The organism is Saccharibacillus qingshengii, assembly GCF_013185195.1.
GTDB classification, from domain to species: Bacteria; Bacillota; Bacilli; order Paenibacillales; family Paenibacillaceae; genus Saccharibacillus; species Saccharibacillus qingshengii.
The window spans coordinates 82,315-108,025 of record NZ_JAAZWC010000004.1 but is presented as its reverse complement, the minus strand read 5'-3'; the positions used below and the strand labels follow the sequence as shown (position 1 = coordinate 108,025).

Here is a 25,711-nt window from a genome sequence, read left to right as displayed (position 1 = left end):
TAGAGAAAATACGGCCGCACCCCGCATTTTCGTCATCGCCGCCGATTCCGCATCCAGGCTCAAGACGGAATCGGGTTGGGAAAAAAGGAGGCCTCGGGTTATAATGATCACAAAAAACCAGACCGTGCATGCACCCGCCGCGGTCGCAGCGCCGGTATCGCTTTTGAGGGGGCAGTCGATCATGCAGAAATGGTACCAGATCTTTCAGCGCAGCACCGGCCTCAACCCTTACGTTTGGGTCGTGTTCTATATTCTGCCGTTCTACTTCATCTTCCGTTCATCGACACCGTTCCACGTTGTAGCGGGCATTGGCATGGTGGTCGGCTTCTTCGTCTGCTACCTGCTGGCTTTTGCTTCCAAAGGACGGCTGCTCTATTTCTGGACAAGTATGCAGATCGTGTTCTCGGTCTCGATGACGCTGATGTTCGGCTATATGTATTTTGCCGTATTTCTCGCTTATTTCGTAGGCAATATCCGCGGCAAAGGAGGCTTCTTCACGCTCTACTGGATCCAGCTTGCCGCCGCGCTCGCTTCCGTGTACGTCGGCTACGTCCATCTCAACCCGCTGATGGTCAGTCAGTGGCCGTTCGTTGCCCTGACGGTGATCGCGGTTATCCTGCTGCCGGTCACGACGTACAACCGCAACCGCAGCGAACGGCTTGAAGGCCAGCTCGAAGACGCGAACAAACGGATCTCGGAGCTTGTCGTTATGGAAGAGCGGCAGCGGATCGCGCGCGATCTGCACGATACGCTCGGACAGAACCTTGCGCTGATCGGCCTCAAAAGCGATCTGGCCGCCAAGCTCGTCAGCAAGGATCCCCGGCGTGCCGAAGACGAGATCCGCGACGTACAGCAGACAGCACGCGTTGTCCTGAAAGAGCTGCGGGAACTGGTCACGCAGATGCGCGGCACCCACGTGGAAGACGAAGTGCACCGGCTGCGCCAGATTCTCAAAGCGGCCGAGATCGAATTCACGCTGATCGGCGATCCGGCCGAGACGCGTACCTCGCTGCTGAACGAGAACGTCGTCAGTATGTGTCTGAAGGAAGCGGTAACGAATATCGTCAAGCACAGCGGCGCCACTACCTGTTCGATCGAAATCGAGCCGCTGCCGTCGGAACTGATCGTGCGCGTCACCGATAACGGAAGCGGGCTCGGCGAAGCCGGCGGGCAGAAGCGCAGCGGGCGGCAGAACGGACAATCCGTATCGCGCGGCAGCGGACTGCGCGGGATGCGCGAGCGCCTGGAGTTCGTAAACGGACGTCTTGAGATTGCGGACGGTCTGCAGGGCGGGCAGGGAACGACCCTGACGATGCGGATCCCGAATGTGCTCGCGCAGCGGGAACCCGGCCAGGCGGAAGTGGACGTCTCTGGGCCGGAAAGGGAACGGGCTATCGAGAAGGAGGGATAACACAATGATCAGAATCGTGATCGCGGAAGATCAGCGTATGCTGCTGGGCGCACTGGCTTCGCTGCTCGATCTGGAAGACGATATGGAAGTGGTCGGCCGTGCAGGCGACGGCGAAGAGGTCGTTCGGCTGGTGCGCGAACATAAACCGGACATCTGCGTGATGGACATCGAGATGCCGAAGAAGACCGGGCTCGAAGCCGCGGAAGAACTCAAAGGCTCCGGCTGCCGCGTCCTGATCCTGACGACGTTCGCGCGCTCCGGCTATTTCGAACGGGCCATCAAGGCGGGGGCGCACGGGTATCTGCTCAAGGACAGTCCGAGCGAGGATCTGGCCGAAGCGATTCGCAGCGTCATGTCCGGCCGGCGGATCTATGCGCCGGAGCTGGTCGACGATGCGCCTTTTGCCGAAGAGAACCCGCTGACCGAACGAGAGAAGGAAGTGCTGCTGCTCATTTCCGAAGGCAAAAACACCAAAGAAATCGCAAGCGAACTGTCGCTGACGAACGGAACGGTCCGCAACTATGTCTCGGTCATTCTGGACAAACTCGGGGTCGGCAACCGGATCGAAGCGATTACGCGCTTCAAGGAGAAAGGCTGGTTCAAGTGAACCGGCCTTTTTGCTGTTCTTCTCCGGAAGACGCTGCCGCACCTGTACAACCCTTCCCCTTTGCGCTATGGTAAACAGAGAATTTTTTCAACGAGAAAGGTGTGCATACCCATTGCGGATTAACAAATATATCGCCGAGTCCGGCTTCACGTCGAGACGCGGAGCGGACAAGATCATCGCCGAAGGCAAAGTCACGATCAACGGGGTCCAGGCCGACCTGGGCAGCCAGGTCGAGCCAGGCGACGACGTGCGCGTAAGCGGCAAACGGATCAAGGAAAAGGCCGCGCAGGAGAACGTGTATCTCGCGCTCAACAAGCCGGTCGGCATCACCAGTACGACCGAGCGCACTGTCAAAGGCAATATCGTCGATTTCATCGGCCATTCGCAGCGGATCTTCCATATCGGACGGCTCGACAAAGACTCCGAAGGCTTGATTCTGCTCACGAACGACGGCGATATCGTGAACGAGATTCTGCGTGCGGAGAACCGTCACGAGAAAGAATATATCGTTACCGTCGACCGGCCGATCACCCCCGAGTTTTTGAAAAAAATGGCCGCGGGCGTCGAGATTCTCGATACGAAGACGCTGCCTTGCGAAGTGGAGCAGCTGTCCAAGTTCGTGTTCCAGATCACGCTGACGCAGGGCCTTAACCGCCAGATTCGCCGCATGTGCGAAGCGCTCGACTATAATGTCCGCGCGCTCAAGCGCACACGGATCATGAATATCTATCTGAACAGCCTGCCGACCGGCAAATGGCGCGATCTGACTCCCAAAGAGCTGGACCGGCTGTTCAAGGATCTGGATTACACGCCGCGCAATGCTTAGACGCCGAACCGGCTCCGTGGACAAAGCGAAGACGGGTACGCGGGCGCAGGGGAACCTGCAGGTTCGAACAGGTCTGCGCAGCCGAAAAAGCGTTCTGGGAACCGTGTTGTTGGCCGCGCTGGTACCGCTTGTTTTGTCTTCCTGCATGAATACGGAACAAGCCGATGTTTCGTCGGTCGATCCTGCGGAAGCCGCGCAGCGAACGGCGCCCGAATGGACCGGCAGCGAGGCGCAGGGCGTCTACGATATCGGGCTGACGCTGCGAAAAGACGGCAGCTTCGTCGTCACGACCTCGATCGAAGTGACCAACCGCTCGAAGGATTCCTGGCGGGATATCGGCTTCTATCTGGTTCCAAACGCATTGAATGCGGAAGCTACCCCCGATTACGAAGCCGGCAGCGACGCCGAAGTGAATATTTCTTCCCTGAAGGTAGGCGGGAAACCGTCGAATTATACACTGACCAACAACGCGCTGACGGTTGACCTGCCGCAGCTCTTGAAGCCCGGCCAGACGGCTGAAGTCTCTGTAAATTACGGGCTGTCCCTGCCGGAGAACGGACCAAGGCTCTCCCGGGTAGGCAATAATTATTACCTGGCCCACTGGTATCCGATGCTTGCGCCCTACGAAGAAGGCTGGGTGCTGCGGGACTACGACGGTGTCGGAGAATCGTATGAGACGGGTTACGGAGCGTACACGGTACGCTACCGCATGCCCCAAGCGTATCTGGTCGCCGGTTCCGCCGAAGACGGGAAGATCCGCGCGGTATCTTCCGGGGTTGTAACCGGCACAGACATCAAGGACTTCTACTTGGCGCTGCTGGATCCCGAAGAATGGGAATTCGACACGCGGACAGCCGGCAGCACACAGCTGCGGGTGTTTACGCCAAAAGGAGCGGAGCTGCTGGAAGAGACGGCGGATATGGCGGCGGACACGTATGCGTATTTCTCGACAAACATCGGAGACAATCCTTCTCCCGAGGTCGACCTCATCGCCAACGACGGCTACATGGAATATCCCAACGTGGTCGAAGTGGCGGCCGATGCGGAAGCGCAGCGTCCCGTACTCGTGCATGAGCTTGCCCATCAATGGTTCTATTACCGGGTCTCCAGCGATCCGTACGACGAGGCCTGGCTCGACGAGAGCATCACCGAGTTTGCCGCTTCCCTGCTGAATACCGAACGGCTCGGCAGCGAAGAAGCCGGATTTGCGGACGCCCGGACCGCCAGCACGGCTTATCCGACGAAAACTTATGCGAATCTGCCGATGGATCAATTCGACGACGATACCTACTACTCCACCATTTACGGCAAAATCCCGCTGCTGCTGAACGACTTTTTTGCCGATCATGGCGGGCGGGAAGGCGCTATCGATTTTTTGTCGGCCTATTATGCGGAATTCAAGATGAAGCAGGTCAATACCGAAGAGTTCAAAGCCTTTTTTGAAGATTATTTCGAAGGCGACCAAAGCGAATATCTGAACAGCTGGCTTCGTTAAACCAACATTTAGAAGCGCAGCTTTATCCAAAAGCCTTCCTGTACCGTCCAGCCTTTGCCGGATTGTATAGGAAGGCTTTTTGACTTTTTTTGAATTTGTTTGGCCTGCTGGCAATCGTCTGGGTCTAACCTTTCCTTGACCAGGCAACTATGTTTGATCTTACATAGCTTGTCAAAACGTAATCGTTACGATAAGATAAACCTCGTTGTGTTAATCATAATAATTACGAACTAGATATTGAATAGCGTATAGATGTTTTCATCCTACTTGAAGAAATCAGAAAGAAGGTTTTCCTTTTGAACAAAAAAATGTGGCTGCCCACTCTCGCCTCCCTCGCCTTGAGCGCCGGACTGCTGAGCGCCTGCGGATCTTCCTCCCAACCGAACGCCGCCGCGCAAAGTTCCTCCCAGGCTTCGACCGACAAAAACGTCCACTTTCTCTACAATTTCGCCACGAGCTCGCTCGATCCGCACGTCGATTCCAGCTACGTGCCGCTGCGCGCGGGCATCACGGAAACGCTGGTGCGGCTCGACGAAGACAACCTGACCGTCGCTCCGTGGCTCGCCGAGAGCTGGGACAGCGAAGACGGCCAACACTGGACGATCGACCTGCGCGACGACGTCAAATTCCAGAACGGCAAGCCGATGACCGGCGATTCCGTCAAAGCTTTGCTGGAACGCGCGCTGGAAGAAAACGTCGCGATCCAGAACGCTTTGAAGATCGAATCGATCGAAGCCGACGGCGACAAGCTCGCCATTACGACGACCCAACCGTTCCCGGAATTCGCGTCCGAGCTGGTCAATCCGAACACGGCGATCATTGACGTGAGCGAGCCGGATATCGTCAACAAACCGATCGGCACGGGTCCGTTCGCGCTGGATACGTTTACCCCGGGCAGCAAGCTTGAACTGAGCCGTTACGACGGCTACTGGGACGGCGCTTCGCCGCTCGACTCGATCACGTTCTCGTTCAACGAAGACGCCAATGCCCGCTCGCTCGCGCTCAAATCCGGCCAAGTCGACATCGTGTACCGTCCGGAAGTCGAAAGCCTCGATTCGCTCAAAGCGATCCCGGGCACGACCGTCGAGTCGACATCGACGTTCCGCGTGCACCAGATGACGATGAACATGGAGCGAGACAGCATGAAGGACCTCAACGTGCGCAAAGCGATGGACGCTCTGATCGACCGCCAGGGCATCGTGGACACGATTCTGCTCGGTTACGGCGAAGCCGCGATCGGTCCGTTCCTCCCTTCGCTGCCGTTTGCGCCGAAATACGACAACACGGCATCCGATACAGGCTCCGACGCGGCCGTGAAGCATCTGGAAGCGGCCGGATACAAGCTTGAGAACGGCGTTATGGCCAAAGACGGCAACCCGCTGAATCTCACGCTGTTGACCTACTCCGCTCGCGCCGACCTGCCGCTGATCGCGCAGGTGTTCCAGTCCGACGCCAAGCAGATCGGCATCGACGTGGAGATCCGCCAGATCGATACGCCGGAAGAATACATGGCTTCGAACCGCGACTGGGATCTGGCGACGTACAGCAACCTGACCGCCCCGCGCGGCGACGCCGGCTACTACCTGAACGCGACGTATCATCCGACGGGCGCGCTGAACTTCAGCGGTTCGGAAGATCCGGAACTGACCGCGATCATCGACGAACTGAACCTGACCGTCGCTCCCGAGAAGCGCGCCGAACTCGCCGAGCGGGCCGCAAACTACGTGCACGACAACGTGCTCAATTCGTTCGTCCTGCACCCGGGCACGATCGTGGCCTACAACGGAACCAAGGTCAAAAACTGGATCACGACGCGCAGCGAATACTACATGATCACGAATAAGCTGGACGTGATGTAATGTTTCGCCTTTTGGTCCGCAAGTTTCTCGAAGTTTTTCTGTTTCTGCTGTTCATCATGTTCGTCAGCTTCCTGTTTATCCGCCTTGCGCCCGGCGATCCGGTCCTGACGATCCTGAACGTGGACGAGCTGTCAGTCAGCCAGGAACAGGTGGACGACATGCGCGAAGAGATGGGCTTCAACGACCCGCTGCCGATCCAGTTCGGCAAGTGGCTGCTCGATTTCGTCCAGTTGGACTTCGGCACTTCATACTCCACCGGCCAGCCGGTCATGCAGATGCTGCTCAAGGCGCTGCCCGCGACGGCGGAACTGACGCTCGGCGCGCTGCTGGTCATGCTGCTCGTGGCGTTGCCGCTCGGCTCGCTCTCGGCGGTGTACCGCGGACGCTGGATCGATACGTTCAGCCGCATGCTGTCGATCGTCGGCGCGGCGGTGCCCAGCTTCTGGCTCGGCCTGATCCTGATTGACCTGCTGGGTGTCCGCTTCGGCAGCCTGCCGACCATGGGACGCGGCGGCCTTGATTCGCTCATTCTGCCTTCTCTGACGCTGGGGCTTGCCATCTCCAGCGTCTACGTGCGTCTGCTGCGCTCCAGCCTGCTCGACTCGCTGAGCCAGGAGTTCGTCCGTTCCGCGCGGGCGCGCGGATTGTCCGAAGGGCGCATCTTCTGGCTGCATGCGCTGCGCCACAGCCTGCCTCCGGTCATCACCGTGTTCGGCGTCAGCCTCGGCAGCCTGATCGGCGGCGTCGTCGTGATCGAAGTGCTGTTCGCCTATCCGGGCATCGGCAAACTCGTCGTCGACGCGATTCGCCAGCGCGATTATCCGTTGATCCAGGGCTATATCCTGATCATGGCCGTCGTCGTCTTCGTCGTGAACACGGCGGTCGACCTGTCGTACCGGTATTTGAACCCCGAGATGAAACTCAAGGAAAAGGAGGCCCACCGATGACGCCCAGAACGATCGTCCTGCGCTTGTCCGGCGCACCGAAGTCGAAAAAGCACGGCTGGCAGGCCATCGCCGGCGCTTTGTTCGTGCTGCTCGTCCTGGCCGCCTCCGCCTATACGTTTCTGTACCTGAAACACGATCCGACGCTGACCGACCTGCGCGGGCGCCTGCACGGCGCAAGCGCGTCGCATCCGCTGGGGACCGACCATCTGGGCCGCGACGTGCTCACGCGGCTGCTGCTCGGCGGCGGACAGACGATCGGCTACAGCTTGCTCGCGCTGGGTGCCGCGCTCGTAATCGGCATTCCGCTGGGCCTGATCGCCGGCTACCGACGCGGCTGGGTCGACCGGCTGTTCATGCGGATCGCCGACGGCTTTCTCGCTTTTCCCGATACGATCGTCGCTATCGTGCTGAGCGGCCTGCTCGGCGCGGGCATCGGCAACCTGGTGCTCGCGATCATCATCGTCAAATGGGTCAGCTACGCCCGGCTCGTTCGCAGCACCGTTCTGGCCGAGTCGCAAAAAGACTATATCCGGATCGCCCGCACGAACGGCCTGTCGGACGCGCGCATCATGACCAAGCATCTGCTGCCGCATATCGCGGGGCATGTGCTCGTGCTGGCCAGTCTCGATATCGGCAAAATCATCCTGCTGATCTCGTCGCTGTCCTATATCGGCCTGGGCGCGCAGCCGCCGACGCCGGAGTGGGGCGCCATGCTGAACGATTCGCGGCCGTACTTCCAGTCGCGTCCCGAACTGATGGTGTACCCGGGCCTCGCCATCGTCTCGGTCGTCCTGATCGCGAACATGCTGGGCGATTACCTGCGAGACCGGTTCGACGTGAAAAAGGAGGTGCAGCCGTGATTCTCTCTATCGAGGAATTGAGCATTACTGGTCGGGACCGCACGCTCGTCGACAACGTGTCGCTTGCCGTGCGCGAAGGCGAATTCATGGCGCTGGTCGGACAGAGCGGCAGCGGAAAAAGCCTGCTGTCGCAGGCGATCGGACAGCTGCTGCCGCCCAACTTGCACGCGTCGGGACGGATGATGTTCGACGGAAGCAATCTGCTGGACCGCAAGCCGAAAGAGATGCGCGCCTTGAGAGGCAGCCGCATCTCGTATATTTTTCAGGACTATCAGGGCGCGTTTACCCCGTTTCGCAGCATCGGCGCGCACTTCGACGAATACCAGAAAGTCCACGGGGAAAAATCCGCCGCCGTCCGCCGCTCCAAAGCGGCCGAAGCGCTGGAGTCCGTCGGGCTGGAAGCGAAGCTGCTGCGCCGTTATCCGTTCCAACTGAGCGGCGGACAGCTGCAGCGGGCTTCGATCGCGACCGCGCTGATGCTGTCGCCGCGCCTGCTGATCGCCGACGAAGTGACGACCGCGCTCGACAGCGTGTCGGGCCACCGGGTGCTGGAACTGCTGGCGCGCAAGCAGGCGGAGACCGGCTGCGCCATCTTGTTCATTACGCACGACTGGCGGCACGTCCGCCGCTACGCGAACCGCTTGTCCGTCATGAAGGAAGGCCGGATCGTCGAATCCGGCGGCAAGCACCGCATTCTCGACCATCCGCAGCACGATTATACCCGCCAGCTGATTGCGGCCGCTCCTATCCTGAGCCGCTCGCTGAATTCGGGACTCGAGGAGGACAAGGCATGACCCGACAGCTGCTGCATCCCGCTTCAAGCGCAGCGCCCGTCCTGAGCGTGGACGGGCTTACCCGCACCTATGCCGGCGCGGAGCGTCCGGCCGTGCAGGACGTCGGCTTCGCCCTCGACCGCGGCGAATGCCTGGGCCTGGTCGGCGAGAGCGGCTGCGGCAAAAGCACGCTGGCCCGCTGCCTCATGCGGATCGAAGACGCCGACCGCGGCTCGATCCGGCTGGGCGGGCAGGATATCGCCCGCCTGAACGGCCGCAGGCTGCGGCCGTATCGCCGCAAGATCCAGATCGTGTTCCAGAACCCGACGGCCGCGCTGAATCCCAAACTGCGGATCGCCGACTCCCTGCTCGATCCGTATCAGCAGCTCGGCCAGGGCGCGAAGCTCACGCACTTCGCGTACACGTCGCGCGGCGCCTATATCCGGCAGCTGCTCGAAGCCGTCGAGCTTCCGGCCGAACTCGCCGGCCGCTATCCGCACGAGCTCAGCGGCGGACAGCGCCAGCGCGTCACGATCGCGCGGGCGATCGGCATCGAGCCGGACGTCGTCGTGCTCGACGAGCCGACGGCCAGCCTCGACGTCATCTCGCAGGGCGCCGTACTGGACCTGCTGGACGGCCTGCGCACGTCGCTCGGCCTATCGTATCTGTTCATCTCGCACGACCTCGCCGCCGTCCACCGGATGAGCCAGCGCGTCATGGTCATGCGCGGCGGCAAGATCATCGACCGCTTCGGCGTGGACGAGCTGTTCGCGGAAGACCGCCATCCGTATACGAAAGAACTGATTTCGATTTTCTGAACGTCGAAGCCGCCTCAGGGAAAGATACCGGAGGCGGTTTTTGGATGTTTGCGATTCGATTTATTAAGCGTTGATCCGTCTCCATTCTCTTCGAGCTTGTCCAATCACAATAACGGTGACTGCAAGCAGTAGAGCGGCAGCCGCCAACGAATACGTGCCGTAGATCAAGCTCTGGACAGCATAAGCAGCAACCATAACCACAGCCAAACCGGCCAATACTTTGAGCATCGCGGATCGTTTAAGCTTTAGACCAAACTTCAATACGATTCCGAATACAAGCAGCGGTACAGTCAGAAAAAGTACAATGCCCAGATAAGCTCCTATCATGAGGTATGCTCCTTTAACTCTTGGGAATAGGCCGGAGCCGCACATATCGCCCTTCAATCATACCAATTTTTTGGAATATAAGGGAATACACAGGGTTTATCGATTCTTGAGAAGGCACTGGAATTCTCCAACTGTTTTCTTTCGCCGTGCTAACGAACCCTCATCACGTTAAACAGCCGTTTTCAAGCATTCCGAGATTCTAACGAATCGTCCTATCGTTATTCCTCTTATTTTCAGCCAAAAAGCGCCGCAGATTCCATATAGCGTGATGTCGATTCGTTAGCGTTGGCGAATACTCCAAAACCCGCCAATAGCGTTACCCCGGTTCGTTAGCTTTCGGTAAAAGGCTTCACTGTTCGGTAACTCTTGATCTCGGCTTCCGTCCCCGCTTCAGTTTGCTACAACAAAAAGCCCGGCGCAGAAATCGCGCCGGGCTCTCTTTGTTTTTCATGCCGCATCATGCAGCGTTCTGCCTAGAATCCTATTGACCCGATCAGCCCTTGATAACCGCTTCCACCGCGCTCTTCAGCGGCGTATACGCCTCTCCGATCAGATCCGTCAGATCCGTCGAAGCGGAAGCAAACTCGCCTCGCTCGATTGCGGCATCGATCACGTAAACGAGGAAACCGCCCGCTTCTTCCGGTACGCCGGCGGAAGCCAGCGCGGCTACGGCTTCCGGAGCCGGCAGCGCTTGGTGGGCGACCGACGTACCGGAGACTTCGGCCAGCACGGCTGCGTAATCGTCGTAGGAGAACGGCTGCGGCGAAGTCAGCTCATAGATCTTGTTCTCGTGTCCTTCACCTGCCAGCACAACGGCTGCGGCACGCGCCAGATTGTCGCGGGTCACGTAGTTCAGTTTGCCTGTCGGAGCCGCGGAAACTACCGTCCCGCCTGCCGCTACGCCCGGTGTTCCTTCGTTGACCAGCAGATCCAGATAGAAGCCGTTGCGCAGGAATGTATACGCGATTCCTGTCGTGCGCAGCATGTATTCCGTCGCGAGATGGACATTTTCCAATCCGATCGTCATTTTGTCCGGGAAAGCGAAGCTTGTATACGCGATATGCCGGATGCCCGCGTTGCGAGCCGCTTCGACGACGTTCGCATGCTGGCGGACGCGCAGCGTGTTGTCCATCGAGGAGGCCGAGACGAACAGCAGCTTCTCGCCGCCTTCGAACGCCGCAGGCAGCGAAGCCGCATTGTCGTAATCGCCTATACGAAGTTCAACGCCCCATTCGGCGAGTGCCGAAGCCTTGGCCGGATCGCGCACGATGCCTACGATGTCTCCCGCAGGTGTTCCCAGATCGATCAGATGGCGGATAGCCGCCGTGCCCAGATGACCGGAAGCCCCGGTTACGATAATTTTGCCCATAAGTATTCGCTCCTTCAAAAATAAAGTGGGGTGAAGCAGATTCACCAATTGTAACCATTATAGTTTCAGGAACGAATCGTTGTCAACTTTCTTTTTTACAATGCGAATCAGCGGGTCTGGCCTACCATGTCCAGCAGGGCATCGACGATCGCCTGAGGCTGGTAAGCCGGAATCGAATGGCCGCTTTCCTGCACCACTTCGACTTTGGAATCGGTCGACCACGACTCGCCGAACTGCCGCTGCGTGTCCATGCGTTCTTCGCTGATCTCCCCCAGGTGGTCCGCGGCAAGAATCGTCATCGGAATCTCCAGCCGCGTTTTGCCCTGCACCACTTTCCGGGCGTTCGCGTGCATCTGCCGCATCTCGTCCGTGACGTTTTTGTTATTCGCTCCGAGGAGGGTCGCCAGGCGATCTTGTTCTTTCATCTCCGGAGACAGCAGCTTGAGCCCGTTGCGTCCTGCCGCTACCTTTTCCGCAAAACCGTTCACGTGATACAGCGCCCGCACGACGCCCGATTTGATCGCGATCCGCTGCAGCTGGGACTGGAAAGCCCGCGACGGAAACGTCTCGTAAAATTCCGGCGAACCGGTATCGATCATCACCAGTCCCGCGACTTCATCCGGATACTGCTGGGCAAAACGAATCGATTCCAGCACGCCGAGCGAATGGGGGGCCAGCACGTACGGCGGCGGAACGCCGGCTTTTTGCAGCGCTTCGTGCAGCTCTTTGGTGATCTCGTCGATATCCCGGTCTTCTTCCGTCACCTCGCTGTACCCGTAACCGAACCGCTCCACGACGGCAAACTGCGCTTGGCCGCGCAGCCCCTCATACAGCGGCGAGAAGTTCGCGTACGGATTCGGCGTCCCCCAACCCGCAATCAGCACCACTGTCGCTTCGTCCGCGGCTTTGCCGGGCTTCTCTTCCATATACACGTGCATCCGGCGGCCTTCCACTTCCACGAGCTGCCCCGGTGCGACGAACGCCTGCCGGTCTTCCCGCTCGCCGAACCATTGGTATATGAATCCGGCCAAGATCAGCAGCAGCAGGGCGATCAAGATCCAGCCCAAAGCGCTTACCAGCTTGCGCAGCGCGCCCCGCTTTTTCTTGACGGGTTTCTCTCCCCGCCCCTGCGGCTCCACCGGTTCTGCCGGCGAATAGGCGTCCGCCTCGGAGACGAGCTGTTCCATCGCTGCCCGTCTTTTTATTCGTTCTTCCGGTTCCATCTGCGTTTGCTCCCTTCCTTCCTAACCAAAAAAGCGCGTCTTCTGCGCGGAACTTTGCCGATTCGACCGCTTGGGGCGTACCTTCTGCAAATTCTGTCGCGAAAACGCGCCTTTCCAATTCCGGTCGTCGTGTATTTGACGCTTCCGGCCCTTCAATCCCCTGCACTTAAGCCGACGCGGATTGTCTGGCGCCGATTGACCGCTCCGGCAAAAACCTAGTCCTCGTAACCGGCCAGTCCTTTATCGATCAGGTACGCCATCTCGGCATCCAGCACATTTTCGACTTCCAGCTCGTTGAGCTTGATGTCTTTGCGTGCCATTACGTAATCGACCAGCTCATCGCCGTCCAGCTCGATGGTGTCGCCCGGTTTTTTGGCCGCTGCCGCGATAAAATCCTGTTCATGCTTCAGCACGTATTTGATCCCCGCTTCGCCGACTCCCGTTTTATCCGCAATATAGGCGATCATTTCGCTCTCGTTGATTTTTTGTTCGCTCATTTTCGTCATCCTTTCGCTTGTCGCATTCTGGTATCGCTCATTGGAACGTTCCCATTGTAGCATAGGAGAGGGCGAGGTAATCAAATTCGATTTCTTCGACCGCAAACCGAAATGAAAAAATCCGGCTTCTTCAACAAGATCGTGCTCTTGTCGAGAATGCCGGATGGTCGGATGCCTGAATCGCTTGGAGATCACGCTGCGAGAAATTGAGATTCCCGCTCTATATGGACTGGAATTTAATGATATTGAACCATCTTGATTCGCGCTTCTTCCTGGTACGTCATCGGACTGCGCATTTCCGGCGTATGCAGATGGCGTTCGACCGAGAACTCCATTTTGTGATAGTCTTCTTCGCCGAGTGTCTTGTCCGTTTGAAGCATTCCGCTGAACCAATTCTTGAATTCTTTCAATGCTGCTGCCATGTCTGCCATCCTCCTTGGATGATGAAACCGTATCGAATCTTTTAATTTTGTTTACGCTTACATTATAACTCGGTCCAATTGGATAAATATAGTGTCCTTGCTGAAAAAACAGGTTTTCCCCGTGAACGTTTTGTGAAGTGTCCTTTTTGTGGATACAGGGGGAGAATAGAGTCCGTCTGTTGGAGACATTCATTGAATTTGATGCATGTGTCGTTCCGGCCAAAAAGAAGACCGCCGAACCCGAAGGCTGCGGCGGTCTTGAGAACGTCCTAGTCGTGTGAGCGGCTTGTCGGATACACGTAAATCCCCTCCTACTGCTCGCCCCGCACGACTCTGCGAATGTCTTCCACCGGCACCTTCGGCACCCGGTCGTAGGTCACAAGCCCGTTGATCTCCTGCTCCACGTCGGTCAGCTGCGTATAGCAGAATCCCTGTACGACGCCGGAAACCGTCAGCGGACGGATGACGGCGCCAAGGCGCGCCAGGAAATCTTCGTCACTGTCCGCGCCGGAATAGCCCCAGCCTTCCTGCTCGCTTTTGCGGTAGGCGATACCACCGAACTCGGTCACGAGAATCGGCTGGCCTTCGTACTTGCTGCCGCCGACGAAGATGCGCCGGTTGGCCGGCATGGCCTGCGTCGCCTGCTCGGCCGTCTTGTAACGCTCGGTCAGCACGGGCTCGCGCCACTCGTAATCGTGGATCGCCACGATATCGGTCTTCATCATCTCCCAGCCGTCGTTGTAGATGACCGGACGCGTCTCGTCGAGCGATCTCGTCAGATGATACAGCGTCTGGCCGTGCTGCTGCTGACGGACGTCGACCTGCACGTTCGGAATGCCCCAGCTTTCGTTCATCGGCACCCAGACAACGATACACGGATGGTTGTAATCCCGGTCGACCGCTTCCTGCCATTCGCGGGTAAAGTTGCGTACGTATTCTTCCGAATAGGCGTAGGCATTGGCCGCTTCGCCCCAAACGAGCAGGCCCATTCGGTCGCACCAGTAGAGGAAGCGCGGGTCTTCCATCTTCTGGTGCTTGCGCACGCCGTCGAAGCCCATTTCTTGGGTCAGGCGGATATCCCGCACGAAATCTTCGTCCGTCGGCGCAGTCAGCACGCCGTCCGGGAAATAGCCCTGATCCAGCACGAGGCGCATATAGGTCGGCCGGTTGTTCAGACTCAGCCGTCCGTTCTCGATCGAGATTTTGCGCATGCCGAAATAACTGCTTACCGCATCGACCGTCTGTCCGCTTTGGACCAGCTCGAACGTAACGTCGTACAGGTTCGGCTGCTCCGGCGTCCACCAGCGGCCGAGGCCGTGATCGTTGAAATCATTCAGCCCGATCGCGCGCGATTCTTCGGCGTGCAGCACCGGGAAAGACTGTTCGGCTACCGACTGTCCGGCAAAAGAAATCCGCACGACGGCCGTAACCGGTTCAGCGGCTTCGGTCACGGAGATCGTCTCCCGCGAAAAGGTCTCACGTGAAAAGAATAGGCGCATCCGTACTTCGCCGCGGTCGATATCGGGCGTCAGCTTTACTTTTTCCAGACGCGCTTCATGCACCGGTTCCAGCCAGACCGTCTGCCAGATCCCGGTCGTACGGGTGTAGAAGATGCTCTGCGAGCCTTCTTTCCAGAACTGCTTGCCCCGGGGCAGCGTCACGTCGCGGCTGAAATCTTCGGCCCGCACGACCAGCGTATTGCCGCCTTCTTCGTTCAGCAGGTCGGTGATATCCGCGCCAAAAGGCGTATGTCCGCCTTCGTGCGAAGCGGCCCAGCGGCCGTTGACCCAGACGGTGGACGCATAATCGCACGCGCCGATATGGAGGACGATCCGGCGGCCGGCCCACTCCTCGGGCACGTCGAACGCGCGGCGGTACCAGACGAGATCATGGAAACCGGGGTCGGCGATCCCGCTGAGCTTGCTCTGAAAAGCGAACGGGACGTTGATCCGGCGTTCGAACGCTCCGCGGCCGGATTCGTACCAGCGTTCCCGGTCGCCCCGGCGGTCGTCGTCGAACGCGAAGTCCCATTCTCCGTTCAGGTTGAGCCACTGCGCGCGCTCGAACTGCGGACGGGGATATTCGGGACGGGGCGGCGCGGAACTTTTTTGTAGGGATGAAGGTTCAGAAGATGGCGTAAGCATAAGTCCTCCTTGATGATCCGAAAATGGGCCCTGCATGGATCGCGGTTACATTTCTTTGCCGCCGGTGAACGCGATGCCTCTGATGATCTGCTTCTGGAAAATCAGGAACACGATCAGCACCGGAATAGCGGCGAGCGCGTTGGCGGTCATCGGCAGCGCGTATTCCTGGTTGTATGAACTCTGGAACATCGGCAGGCCGAGCGTGATCGTCATGTACGCTTTGTCCGAAATGGAGATCAGCGGCCAGACGTAGTCGTTCCAGGCACCGATGAAGGTAAAAATACCGAGCGCGGCAAGCGCGGGACGCGACAGCGGCAGGAAGATGCGGTACCAGATCTTAAAGAAGCCGGCTCCGTCGATACGCGCCGCTTCTTCCAGGTCTTTGGGCAGTCCGTCAAAAAACTGCTTCATGATGAAGATCCCCATCGGACCCGCGATCGCCGGCAGGATCAGCGAGACGCGCGTACCGAGCAGGCCGGCGTCGCGCATCAGCAGATACAGCGGGATCAGCGTCGCTTCGCCGGGAATCATCATGGCCGACAGGAACAGGACGAACAGCACACGGCTGCCCGGAAACCGGATCCGGGAGAAGGAATAAGCCGCCATCGACGCAAGCAGCAGGACAAGCGCCGTCGTGATCGTCGAGACCATCAAGCTGTTGCCCATCCAGCCGAAGATCGGCGCACGGTTCAGCACGGTCGCATAATTGTCGAACGAGACGTTAAATCCGTTTCCGAACAATCGCCCTCCTTCGGGGGTGAGCGACAGGGACAGCATCCAGACGATCGGGGTCAGGAACATGAAGGCCAGCAGAACGGCCGCGACACGCACAACATAAGGATAAATTCGATCGAGCATCGTACACTCCTCCTTGAACCATTTGCCGACACGGGCAGAAGGCCGGACTTGGTCCGGCGCGGTGCCGCGTTTCGGCTTCGTTTTTTTAACCGAACGCTATTCGCCGATTTTGCGCATCAGGAAGGTCTGAAGCAGCGAGATCACCAGGATCACCAGCATCAGGACAAACGCGATCGCCGAAGCATAGCCCATCTGAAAAGTCTGAAAGCCGTTTTCGTAGATCGAGAACACGACCGTCTTGGTTGCTCCCGCAGGCCCGCCGCCGGTAATCAGCTTGGACTGGCCGAAGATTTTGAACGAAGAGATCGTCTGCAGGATCACGACCAATACGGTCACGCGGGACAGCGAAGGGAACGTCACGTAACGGAAAGTCTGCCAGCGGTTTGCGCCTTCAAGCCCGGCCGCTTCGTAGAACGATTCCGGAATATCCTGCAGCCCGGCGAGGAACAGGACGAACACGAACCCCATGGTCCACCACAACGTAGCCATGATGATCGAAACCCAGGCCAGCGTCGAATCGGACAGCCAGAAGATTTCATTGTTGATCAAGCCGATCCCGCGCAGAATACGGTTCAGCAGGCCGGTGTACGGCTGGAGAAAGATGACCCAGATACTGGAGATGACGGATACGGACAGCACGTAGGGCATGAAGAACGCGATACGCAGGAAAGCCTGTCCTTTGCGGATACTGTTCACCAGTACGGCGAGCAGCAGGCCAAGCCCGGTCATCAGCGGCACGCTGACGAGCGTGAACAGCACCGTATTGAGCAGATTGGTACGGAATTCCTCGTCCTGCATCAGATTGGTATAATTTTGAAGCCCGACGAACGTCTTGTCGCCGAGCAGCGACCAGTCGTAGAAACTGACGCCGAATCCGTAAACGATCGGGATCAGCGAGAAGAGCAGGAAGAAGATCGTGTACGGCAGAACCATGAGAACGCCGGTTACCCAGCCCTGCCGGCGCAGCGTGCTTCGCGGCGAACGGGCACTCGCTCCCGTATTCTTGCTGCTGGATAGTGTCTTGGAAGCCATGGTTGCGGTCACTCCTTTCGGATTGGGGGCCGAAGCCCGGAAAGTCCGGACCGGAATCGGGATCCGGGAATACGTTTTGCAAGCCGAAGGATCAAAAAGGAAGCGGCGGGCGGCAGGCCCGCACATCCGCTTCCTTCTTTTTCGATCGCCTGTTTATTTGCCCGTCGTTTTGTCGATCACGGCATTCGCTTTCTCAAGCGTCGTTTGCGGGTCCTGTTTGCCGGCCATCATCTTCTCGAACTCTTTGATGACGTTGTCGTTGATCTGGCCCTGCTTGTCGTTACGCGGCCAGTATTTGACGAAGTCGGCCGATGCCGCGTAATCGCTGCGGTACGGCATGTCTTTGAACGTCTGCGAATCCAGCACTTTGGTCACACTCGGAATATGACCGGCTTTGGCCCACAGCTCGCCGTTGTCCGCCAACCACTTGGCGAATGTAAGCGCGGCTTTTTGTTTGGCCGGATCTTCCGTTCCGTGCTTCGGCAGCGCCAGCGTATGCGAATCGCCCCAGGTTGCGGGCTGGTCGTAGATCTGCGGCATCGGCACTACGCCGAAGTTCAGTCCGTCGATACTCTCGAACGCACCGGTGCTCCATACGCCCGTTGTCAGAACGGCGGCGCGTTTGTCCTGGAACAGCTTGACCGCGTCGTTGATCTTGGGCGGGATCAGCTTGGACGTATACAGGCTGTTCACATACTCGAGCGCCTGCAGCGCCTGCGGATTGTTGAGCGCGGCTTTGCCGCTCTCGTCGTAGAATTTGCCTCCGTCGGTGAGCTGGTTGTAGAAGCCCCAGAACATCCAGTAGGAGTCGGTACGGACGTCCGGCTGTGCCAGCGGAGCCACATCGGCCGGAACGGCTGCCTTGATCTTGGTCAGAAACTCGGTGAAGCCTTCGGGCGTCGGATCGTAGACCGGCTTGCCGTCTTCGCCGAGCACGCCCGCTTTCTCCAGGTGATCCTTGTTGTAATACATGACGATCGCATGCGTATCGAGCGGAATCGAGTAATGTTTGTCTTCATAGATGGTGGACTCCAGAATCGTCGGGTTGAATTCGCCCCAATCGACCTGGCTCTCGGCGGCCAGTTCGTCCAGCGGGGTCACGAAACCGGCCGGAACGAACTGCGGCATCCGCGAGGAGTGCAGAACCATCAGGTCCGGCGCCTGGTCCGATGCCATCGACGTCTGCAGCTTGGTGTAATAATCGCCCGCCGGATTCGCGAGCTGTTCCACGTGAATCTCTTGGTTCTCTGCGTTGAACTTCTCGATCATCTGCGTCATGAATTCGCCGTCGCCGCCGCTGAACGGCGTCCAGAACGAAATACTCGTCTTGCCGGCCGGCGCTTCGCCGCCCGTCTCTCCGGTGCCGGTCGTCGTATCGGCTCCCGGTCCTCCGGCCGCGCAGGCGCTGAGTACCAGCATCAGCACCATGGCAAGGGCCGCCGTTTGGAACATGTGTCTTTTTCTCATCTTCGTGCCTCCCTTTGGATAAATGTCCAACCGTCGTCTCGAACCCCGCGTTCTCTGTTGATTACGCTTACAAATCAATCATAAGGCCGGGGAGCCTTCGGTAAAATGACGCTTCTTTAGGCGCAGTGGACATATATTTGGGGATAGCGGGAGACATTCGGGCGGCAGCTTCCGGCCAAACCGCCGCTTTAAGCGTTTGCCCGGTCCGGTCTCAGCGCTTCGCGGAACTCTTTGGGCGTTCGCCCGGTTTCCGCTTTGAAGACGCGGTTGAAATGCCGGATATTCGAGAAACCCGTCCCGTAGGCGACGGAGGCGATCTTGTCGTCGGTATGCAGCAGCCGTCTGGACGCTTCGCGCACGCGCACTTCCGTCAGGATCTCGACGAAGGAACGGCCGAGCCGGGCTTTGAACAAGCTGCTCAGGTACGAAGCGTTCAAGAAGACCAGCTCCGCCATGCTGCCGAGCGTGATCGGCTCGGCGTAATGTTCTTCGATATGGCGGACGACCCGGTCCACAGCGTGCAGACCGCCGCTTTCGTCCCGTTGACGGACAAGCGTCTGAAGCGAGCGCAGCAGACCCGCGCAGTAAGCGGCAAGCTCGGACTTCGAGCTGAGCGCAAGCGCGCCCTGAAGCGCCGTGCCGATATCCCGGCCTTCCGGCCAGTCATCTTGCACTCCGCGGTCTACGGCCAGACCGTACGCTTCAAGCAGCATCCGACAGACCTGCTCGTGGATCACGGACGGACTTGCGCCCGAGTCGCACAGCTGGGCAATGCCTTCGCGCACCCGCTCGCCGAGATCGACGCCTTCTCCTTCGAGCAGCGCCTGCTCCAGATAGCCGCGGTTGGTCAGCGGCGTTCGGCCCGCCCCCGGTTCCTGGCGGGGCGGGTCTTCATACAGCAGCACCCGGTTGCCGCCGGACGTCAGCCGGTACAGCAGGGCGATTCTCGCCTCGCCGTACGATTTGGAGATCTCCTCGACGCCGTGTACCCCGCCGCCGATTCCGATCGTTATCGTCAGATTCGCTTCGCGCCGGATCCGGCCCGCCATATGCCGGGCCAGCTCCGCAAGCTCCGCCAGCGAAGACGCGGAGACCTCCGCGTCCAGCAGCGCGACCACGCTTCCGCCGCGCCGGAACACGAACCCCGGGACGTTCCCGGCCAGCGCTTCTTCGATAAACTGGCGAATGTAGAGCGAGAACAGCTCCGCTTCCTGCTGTTCGTAGCGGAGCGGCTCGACCGAATCCTTGTCGAGTTCGGCCACAAGGCCGTAGACGCCGCGTTCGAACTCGATGCCGGCTTCGCGCAGCTCGCCCGGATGCGCATGCGGCAGCTCTCCGCGGACGAGTCCGTCCAGCAGCCGGTCCCGTTCTTCCGTCAGCACGGCCGGAACCCGGCGCTCGGGCAGACGCTCCGCCTGCCGAAGTTCTTTTTGCAGCAGCTCCCGGTCCACCTGCTCCAGTACCCGGTACAATTCGGCCTTGTCGATCGGCTTCAGCAGATAATCCCGTGCGCCGAAGCGCAGCGAACTCTGCGCATAGCGGAAATCGTTGTATCCGCTCAGTACAAAGCAGCGGATCTCCGGGTAACGCTCGCGCAGCTGTTCCTGCAGCCCGATCCCGTCGAGACGCGGCATACGGATATCCGTAATGACAAGTTCCGGCCTCGTCCGCTCGATCTCTTCGAGCGCTTCGAGGCCGTCTTTGGCTTCTCCGATGACTTCCCAATTCGTATCCGACGTTCCGATCAAATGGCGCAGACCCCGGCGGAAGATCGCTTCGTCGTCCACGACCAATACTTTTCGTTTATCCATGGCGTTCTCTCCCTTCTTCAAGTTCGCGTTCCCGCAGATCCGGCAGACGGATCGAAGCCCGAATGCCGCAGGGCGACGCCCGCTCCAGCCTTACGCCGAAGCCCGATCCGTACTTCAACACCAGCCTGCGGTGCACATTCACCAGTCCGTGGCCGCCCGGTCCTTCCGGCAGCAGGCCTTCTTCCATCTTGGCGTTCTGCCGCCGCAGCTCTTCGTCGCCCATACCGGGACCGTCGTCCGTCACGGAAATGACGATACGCCCTTCGCCCAAGCCGATCGCAATCACGATCCCGACTTCGCCGCTTCCGTGTTCCAAGCCGTGGACGATCGCATTCTCCACGATCGGCTGAAGAGTCAGGCGAATAATCGGACTGTCCATCAAACCCGGCTGCGCTTCGATCCGGTAGCGCAGCCGTTCTTCGTACCGGATACTCTGAATCGCCAGGTATCCGCGAATATGCTCGATCTCTTCCCGAACGGTCACCTCGTCGCGTCCGCCTCCCATGCTGTAGCGCAGCAGGGCGCTCAGATGATTGGTCATACTGACCACTTCGCGGTTGCCTTCGAGTTCGGCGTACATGCTGATCGAGCCGAGCGTATTGTACAGAAAATGCGGATTGATCTGGCTCTGGAGCGAAGCGATCTCCGCATTCTTCTCGCGGATCTCCGTCTCGTACAGCCGGTACGTCAGCGTGCCGAGCCGGGAAACCATCAGATTGAACGTGCGGCTCAAGTGGCCGATCTCGTCTTCGCTTTCGACCGGAATCGAGATGCCGAACTGCCCTTTCTCGACCAGCTTCATCGACTGCCGAAGCCGGCTCAGCGGCCGGGTGATCCGCAGCGCATACAAGATGGAGACCAGAATCGAAGCGGCGAGACAGGCCAATCCGACGAGCAGCATCTGACGGTTGACCGTATCCGCATCTTTGAGCAGAATACTCATCGGCACCGCCTGAAGCACCGTCCAGCCGGTCACCGGCGACGTCACATAAGTCATCAGGATCGAAGAACGCCCGCTGCCGAGCGTGACCGTCCCTTCTCCCCGGTAAGCGGAGAGACTGCCGGTCGAGTCGGGGAATCTGCCGTTCGCATAGATCGGAGCGCCGCTGCCGTCGAGCACCGCTACCGAGCGTTCGCCGCTTCCCGACAGGTTCGAGATTCGTTCGCGCAGGTCGCTGGTTGGCACATCGATCTTCAGGACGGCCAGCCGCTCTCCGCTCTCCAGGCTGCGGATGACCCGTACGGCCGAGAATACGTTATAGGTGGAACCGTTATCGGATTTCAGCGAATGCGGACCGACAAACACCGCTTTGCCGGAAGCCGCCGCGTCGGCGAATGTTCCCAGATCGGGATCGTCTTCCTCGGTAAAACGTCCCGGGCTGTCCGGCGGCTCGACGTACGAACGGACTTTCTCCGCCTGCAGGGTAATTCCGATCGTATCGACCCTTCCGTTGACCCGGATACGCCGCATAAACTCCTCCAGCAGCATTCGCTCCTCGTAGACGCTTGCCTCGGCGGCTTCCCGCCGCTCCAGATAATCCAGCAGATCGGGCGTCTGATAAGGCAGCACCGAGAGCAGCCCCAGTTCGTTCATATAGATGTCGAGATTGGCGCTGAACTCGTGTACGGCGTCCGCCTGGTACGCGCCGACATTGCGCTCCACCGCGCGGGAGTAGCCGATTCCGCTCAGCAGCGACGAGAGCAGCAGCGGAACGGCGATCAGAATCAAGTTGATGCCGATCAGCTTGAAGGCCAGGCTGCGGTTTGCAAGTCCCGCTTCTTTTCGGTAAAGCCTTTTCCAGTATTCCGGACGACCGCTTTTCTTGAACAATTCCGTAAGGTTGGCCATCGCTTATTCCTCCAGAATCCGGTCGATTTTCGGTCCGATTTCTCTCAGCATCCCGTCTACGGTCTGACTGCCCGACCACAGCTTCTCCAGCTCGACGACCAGCTCGTCGCTGACCCGCCCCTGCTTGGGATGATCGGGAAAATAAGCTACATCGTCGGCCGCTTCGGCGTAATCGCTGCGATTCGGCAGCGCCAGGAATGCCGGCGAGTGCGCAGCCGCTTCATACGCCGGGATATGCCCCGCCTGCGCCCAGACATCGCCGCGGCGGGTCAGCCAGGCGGCGAATTTCAGCGCCGCCTGGCGCTTCAATGGATCGCCGCCTTCCGCCTGCGCGGGCAGCGCCAGCGTATGGGCGTCGCCCCACGAAGCGGGACGGTCATAGATCTGCGGCAGCGGCATGACGCCGAAGTCCAGATCTTCCGCCTGCTCGAACAGACCGATCGACCAGACGCCGAGAAACAGCGTCGCGGCTTCCCCGCGCGCGAACTGGCTCGTCGCATCGTTGATATCCGGCGGAATCAGGCCTTCCCGGTACAGCGAATCGACGTAATCCAGCGAACGTTCGGCCGCTTCCATATTCAGTCCGGCATGCCTTCCGTCCGCCGTGTAGAGCCGCCCGCCTCCGTCGATCTGGCTGTACAGCGACCACCAGAGCCACAGCGAATCGATCCGGATATTCGGCACGGCGAGAGGCGCCACGTTTTCCGGGACGTTCGCGCGAATCTTTTTCAGAAAATCCGTGAATCCCTGTTCTCCCCCGGCAAGCTTCACTTTCCCGTTCGTATACAGTCCCGCCTGCTTCAGCCATTTCTTGTTGTAATACAGCACCCCGAAATGGGCATCCAGAGGGATGCCGTAATGGACGCCGTCCAGCACCGTTCTGCGCAGAATATTCGGATTGTAGCCGTTCCAGTCCAGCCCGTTCTCCGATGCTTCTTCTTCTCCGATCTCCGTAACGAATGCGGCCGGAACATACTGCGCATATTTCGAAGCGTGCACGATCGCCGCATCCGGGGCTTCCCCCGTTACGATCGCGGTCGACAGTTTCGTATAATAATCGTCCAGCTTGTTATTGTTCATCCGCACGAAGACCCCGTCTTCATTCTCTTCGTTGTACCGGGCGACCAGCGCGTTCATGAACGAACTGTCTCCTCCGCTGAACGGGGTCCAGAACTCGATGGCTACCGTCTTTTCCGCAGCAGCCGGCGTTTCGTATCCGCTTTCATGATTGTCCGTCAGCCACAGCCCCAGCGCCAGTACCCCGCTTGCGAGCACGGGAACGAGCCACAGCGGGGTTCTTTTTCCATACCAAAAATTAGAGCGGCCCATCCCGCTTCTCCTCCTCGTTCCCGGCATCCGGTCGCCGCGTTGTCCGTTTATTGTCCTTATACACGCTCTGCGTCCATTCTAAATCCGATCGGAGCGCAAACGCCGCTTTTCCGCTGTTTTCCCAAAATACCGTCTATACCTAAAAATATGTCCATACCTCCAAGACCGCAAGTCTTTTCCCAAAAAATAAGACTGCTGCCTCCAAAGATCCGTCCTGTTCTCGGCCCGGTCCTTGCGTTAAGTTGTTCGTAATACACCACAATTCGAAGGGAGACCAGAAAATGGACAAAAAAACATGGCTCAAGGGAGGACTTGCGGTGCTGCTGCTCGGCACGACGCTGAGCGGTGGAAGTTTCGACGCGGCGCAGGCGGCTCCGGCCCAGGAAAAGAACGATTTCTATAACGTCATTATGCAGGACGGCGCGGATCCCTTCATGTACCGGCACGCGGACGGCTACTACTATTTCACGAAAACGACCGGCGGCAACGTGACGCTCTGGCGTTCCAAAACGCTGACCGGCATCGACGCGGCGGAGACGACGGTTGTGGAGACGGGCGGGCAGAACGTGTGGGCGCCGGAAATTCACCGGATCGACGGCGCCTGGTACATCTATTACGCCAAGGACGACGGAGACAACGCCAATCACCGGATGTATGTCATGCAGAACAAGTCGCTTAATCCGCTCAAAGGCACCTGGGTCGACAAAGGTCCGATTACCGACTCCACCAACCGCTGGGCGATCGACGGCACGGTGTTCAAAGCGCGCGGCATCTCATATTTCGTCTGGTCGGGCTGGGAAGGCACCGAGAACGTGCGGCAGGTCCTGTATATCGCGCGCATGAGTAATCCGTGGACGATCGATTCGCCGAGAGTCGAAATTGCGCGGCCCGAGTATCAATGGGAGACGAACCATACCCCGAACGTGAACGAAGGCCCGCAGATTCTCGTCAAAGGCAATCAGATCAACATCGTCTACTCCGCCAGCGGAAGCTGGACGGACGATTATTCGCTTGGCCTGCTGACAGCCAAGAACAACAGCGACCTGCTGGACCCGGCTTCGTGGACCAAACGGCCGGATCAGGTGTTCAAGACGGGCGGCGGCATCTACGGACCGGGGCATGCCAGCTTCACGACGTCGCCGGACGGCCAGGAAGACTGGATCGTCTATCACGCAGCCAAAAGACAGGGTTCCGGCTGGGACCGCGAGATTCGCACGCAGCCGTTCACCTGGAACGCGGACAAGACGCCGAACTTCGGCATTCCGCTTGATCCGAACCAACCGATTCCGCTGCCTTCCGGCGAACCGGAGCGCGACCGCTACGAAGCGGAAGACGGACGGCTCGCCGGTACGGCCAAAGTGTCGCAGCACGCGGACAGTTCGGGCGGCGCGAAAGTCGGTTACATCGATAACGAAGAAAGCTATGTGGAAGTCGACGTCGAGGTGGACAAAAGCGGTACGTACATCCTCTATGCGCGCACCGGCAACGGAACGGCGGGCGGCAGCTGGTCGACCCTGAAGCTGTCCGTGGACGGCGGACCGGCCAGCGACTTCTTCGTGACGAACCAGGGCTGGGACAACTGGGGTACCTCGACACAAAAAATGACGCTGGACAAAGGCAAGCATACGATCCGTTTCTCCAAAGGAAACGGCTACGCGGAGATCGACGGTTTCGATCTGTTCCGGATCGGGAAATAAGGTTCCGGCAAAGTTCTTCATCGCGGCTGCGCAGTTCTGCTGCCGCAAATCGTCCGGCGGACCCATTCTGCGCAGACCTCACCGGAGGCT

The 25,711-nt window shown here is 59.1% G+C and carries 22 protein-coding genes; 10 read left to right on the top strand and 12 right to left on the bottom strand.

Going from position 1 to position 25,711, the window contains the following annotated elements; translation table 11 throughout:
• The first annotated feature begins 181 nt into the window (after positions 1-181).
• The 9 genes from HRQ60_RS05390 to HRQ60_RS05350 all read left to right on the top strand — a co-directional run bounded on the left by HRQ60_RS05390 (position 182) and on the right by HRQ60_RS05350 (position 9,596).
• A complete protein-coding gene (locus tag HRQ60_RS05390) occupies positions 182-1,411 on the top strand; it encodes a sensor histidine kinase (RefSeq protein ID WP_172194735.1) in 1,230 nt (409 codons plus the stop codon).
• A 4-nt stretch (positions 1,412-1,415) separates the two neighbouring features.
• Positions 1,416-2,018 (top strand): response regulator transcription factor, encoded by a 603-nt coding sequence (locus HRQ60_RS05385; protein WP_172194612.1) that lies wholly within the window; start codon positions 1,416-1,418, stop codon positions 2,016-2,018.
• Positions 2,019-2,085: 67 nt separating this feature from the next.
• Positions 2,086-2,844, top strand: a complete 759-nt coding sequence (gene rluF, locus HRQ60_RS05380; protein ID WP_172194611.1) for a 23S rRNA pseudouridine(2604) synthase RluF — start codon at positions 2,086-2,088, stop codon at positions 2,842-2,844.
• A complete protein-coding gene (locus HRQ60_RS05375; RefSeq protein WP_172194610.1) occupies positions 2,837-4,339 on the top strand; it encodes a M1 family metallopeptidase in 1,503 nt (500 codons plus the stop codon). The genes rluF and HRQ60_RS05375 overlap by 8 nt, the downstream gene beginning before the upstream one ends.
• 296 nt (positions 4,340-4,635) lie before the next feature.
• Complete coding sequence (gene nikA, locus HRQ60_RS05370; protein WP_246281136.1) at positions 4,636-6,198, top strand: nickel ABC transporter substrate-binding protein; 1,563 nt, start codon at positions 4,636-4,638, stop codon at positions 6,196-6,198.
• A complete protein-coding gene (gene nikB, locus HRQ60_RS05365) occupies positions 6,198-7,145 on the top strand; it encodes a nickel ABC transporter permease (protein WP_172194609.1) in 948 nt (315 codons plus the stop codon). The genes nikA and nikB overlap by 1 nt, the downstream gene beginning before the upstream one ends.
• Positions 7,142-8,005, top strand: coding sequence for a nickel transporter permease (nikC, locus tag HRQ60_RS05360; RefSeq protein WP_172194608.1), 864 nt, complete (start codon positions 7,142-7,144; stop codon positions 8,003-8,005). The genes nikB and nikC overlap by 4 nt, the downstream gene beginning before the upstream one ends.
• Positions 8,002-8,799: an ATP-binding cassette domain-containing protein gene (locus HRQ60_RS05355; RefSeq protein ID WP_172194607.1), complete on the top strand. Its 798-nt coding sequence runs from the start codon at positions 8,002-8,004 to the stop codon at positions 8,797-8,799. Before nikC ends, HRQ60_RS05355 begins: the two co-directional genes overlap by 4 nt.
• A complete protein-coding gene (locus tag HRQ60_RS05350) occupies positions 8,796-9,596 on the top strand; it encodes an ABC transporter ATP-binding protein (protein ID WP_172194606.1) in 801 nt (266 codons plus the stop codon). The genes HRQ60_RS05355 and HRQ60_RS05350 overlap by 4 nt, the downstream gene beginning before the upstream one ends.
• Before the next feature lie 63 nt (positions 9,597-9,659).
• Here the strand turns inward: HRQ60_RS05350 and HRQ60_RS05345 are convergent, their stop codons facing one another.
• From HRQ60_RS05345 to HRQ60_RS05290, 12 genes are all read right to left on the bottom strand, one after another.
• Complete coding sequence (locus HRQ60_RS05345; RefSeq protein ID WP_172194605.1) at positions 9,660-9,923, bottom strand: hypothetical protein; 264 nt, start codon at positions 9,921-9,923, stop codon at positions 9,660-9,662.
• A gap of 493 nt (positions 9,924-10,416) precedes the next feature.
• Positions 10,417-11,292, bottom strand: a complete 876-nt coding sequence (locus HRQ60_RS05340) for an SDR family oxidoreductase (protein ID WP_172194604.1) — start codon at positions 11,290-11,292, stop codon at positions 10,417-10,419.
• Between the two features lie 107 nt (positions 11,293-11,399).
• Positions 11,400-12,515, bottom strand: coding sequence for an alpha/beta fold hydrolase (locus HRQ60_RS05335; RefSeq protein WP_172194603.1), 1,116 nt, complete (start codon positions 12,513-12,515; stop codon positions 11,400-11,402).
• A gap of 215 nt (positions 12,516-12,730) precedes the next feature.
• A complete protein-coding gene (locus HRQ60_RS05330) occupies positions 12,731-13,012 on the bottom strand; it encodes an HU family DNA-binding protein (RefSeq protein ID WP_172194602.1) in 282 nt (93 codons plus the stop codon).
• Between the two features lie 236 nt (positions 13,013-13,248).
• Positions 13,249-13,434, bottom strand: a complete 186-nt coding sequence (locus HRQ60_RS05325) for a hypothetical protein (protein WP_172194601.1) — start codon at positions 13,432-13,434, stop codon at positions 13,249-13,251.
• 311 nt (positions 13,435-13,745) lie between these two features.
• The gene (locus HRQ60_RS05320) at positions 13,746-15,578 is read right to left on the bottom strand and encodes a glycoside hydrolase family 2 protein (protein WP_172194600.1); all 1,833 of its coding nucleotides are present in this window, start codon (positions 15,576-15,578) and stop codon (positions 13,746-13,748) included.
• 45 nt (positions 15,579-15,623) lie between these two features.
• Complete coding sequence (locus HRQ60_RS05315) at positions 15,624-16,436, bottom strand: carbohydrate ABC transporter permease (protein WP_172194599.1); 813 nt, start codon at positions 16,434-16,436, stop codon at positions 15,624-15,626.
• Between the two features lie 96 nt (positions 16,437-16,532).
• Positions 16,533-17,468: a carbohydrate ABC transporter permease gene (locus HRQ60_RS05310; protein ID WP_172194598.1), complete on the bottom strand. Its 936-nt coding sequence runs from the start codon at positions 17,466-17,468 to the stop codon at positions 16,533-16,535.
• 153 nt (positions 17,469-17,621) lie between these two features.
• Positions 17,622-18,935 (bottom strand): ABC transporter substrate-binding protein, encoded by a 1,314-nt coding sequence (locus HRQ60_RS05305; RefSeq protein ID WP_172194597.1) that lies wholly within the window; start codon positions 18,933-18,935, stop codon positions 17,622-17,624.
• 188 nt (positions 18,936-19,123) lie between these two features.
• Positions 19,124-20,746: a response regulator gene (locus tag HRQ60_RS05300; protein WP_172194596.1), complete on the bottom strand. Its 1,623-nt coding sequence runs from the start codon at positions 20,744-20,746 to the stop codon at positions 19,124-19,126.
• Complete coding sequence (locus HRQ60_RS05295; protein WP_172194595.1) at positions 20,739-22,595, bottom strand: cache domain-containing sensor histidine kinase; 1,857 nt, start codon at positions 22,593-22,595, stop codon at positions 20,739-20,741. Before HRQ60_RS05295 ends, HRQ60_RS05300 begins: the two co-directional genes overlap by 8 nt.
• A gap of 3 nt (positions 22,596-22,598) precedes the next feature.
• Positions 22,599-23,924, bottom strand: coding sequence for an extracellular solute-binding protein (locus HRQ60_RS05290; RefSeq protein ID WP_172194594.1), 1,326 nt, complete (start codon positions 23,922-23,924; stop codon positions 22,599-22,601).
• Between the two features lie 281 nt (positions 23,925-24,205).
• Here HRQ60_RS05290 and HRQ60_RS05285 point away from each other — a divergent pair, with 281 nt between their 5' ends.
• On the top strand, positions 24,206-25,621 hold the full coding sequence (locus HRQ60_RS05285) for a family 43 glycosylhydrolase (RefSeq protein ID WP_172194593.1): 1,416 nt from the start codon (positions 24,206-24,208) through the stop codon (positions 25,619-25,621).
• The last annotated feature ends 90 nt before the right edge of the window (positions 25,622-25,711 follow it).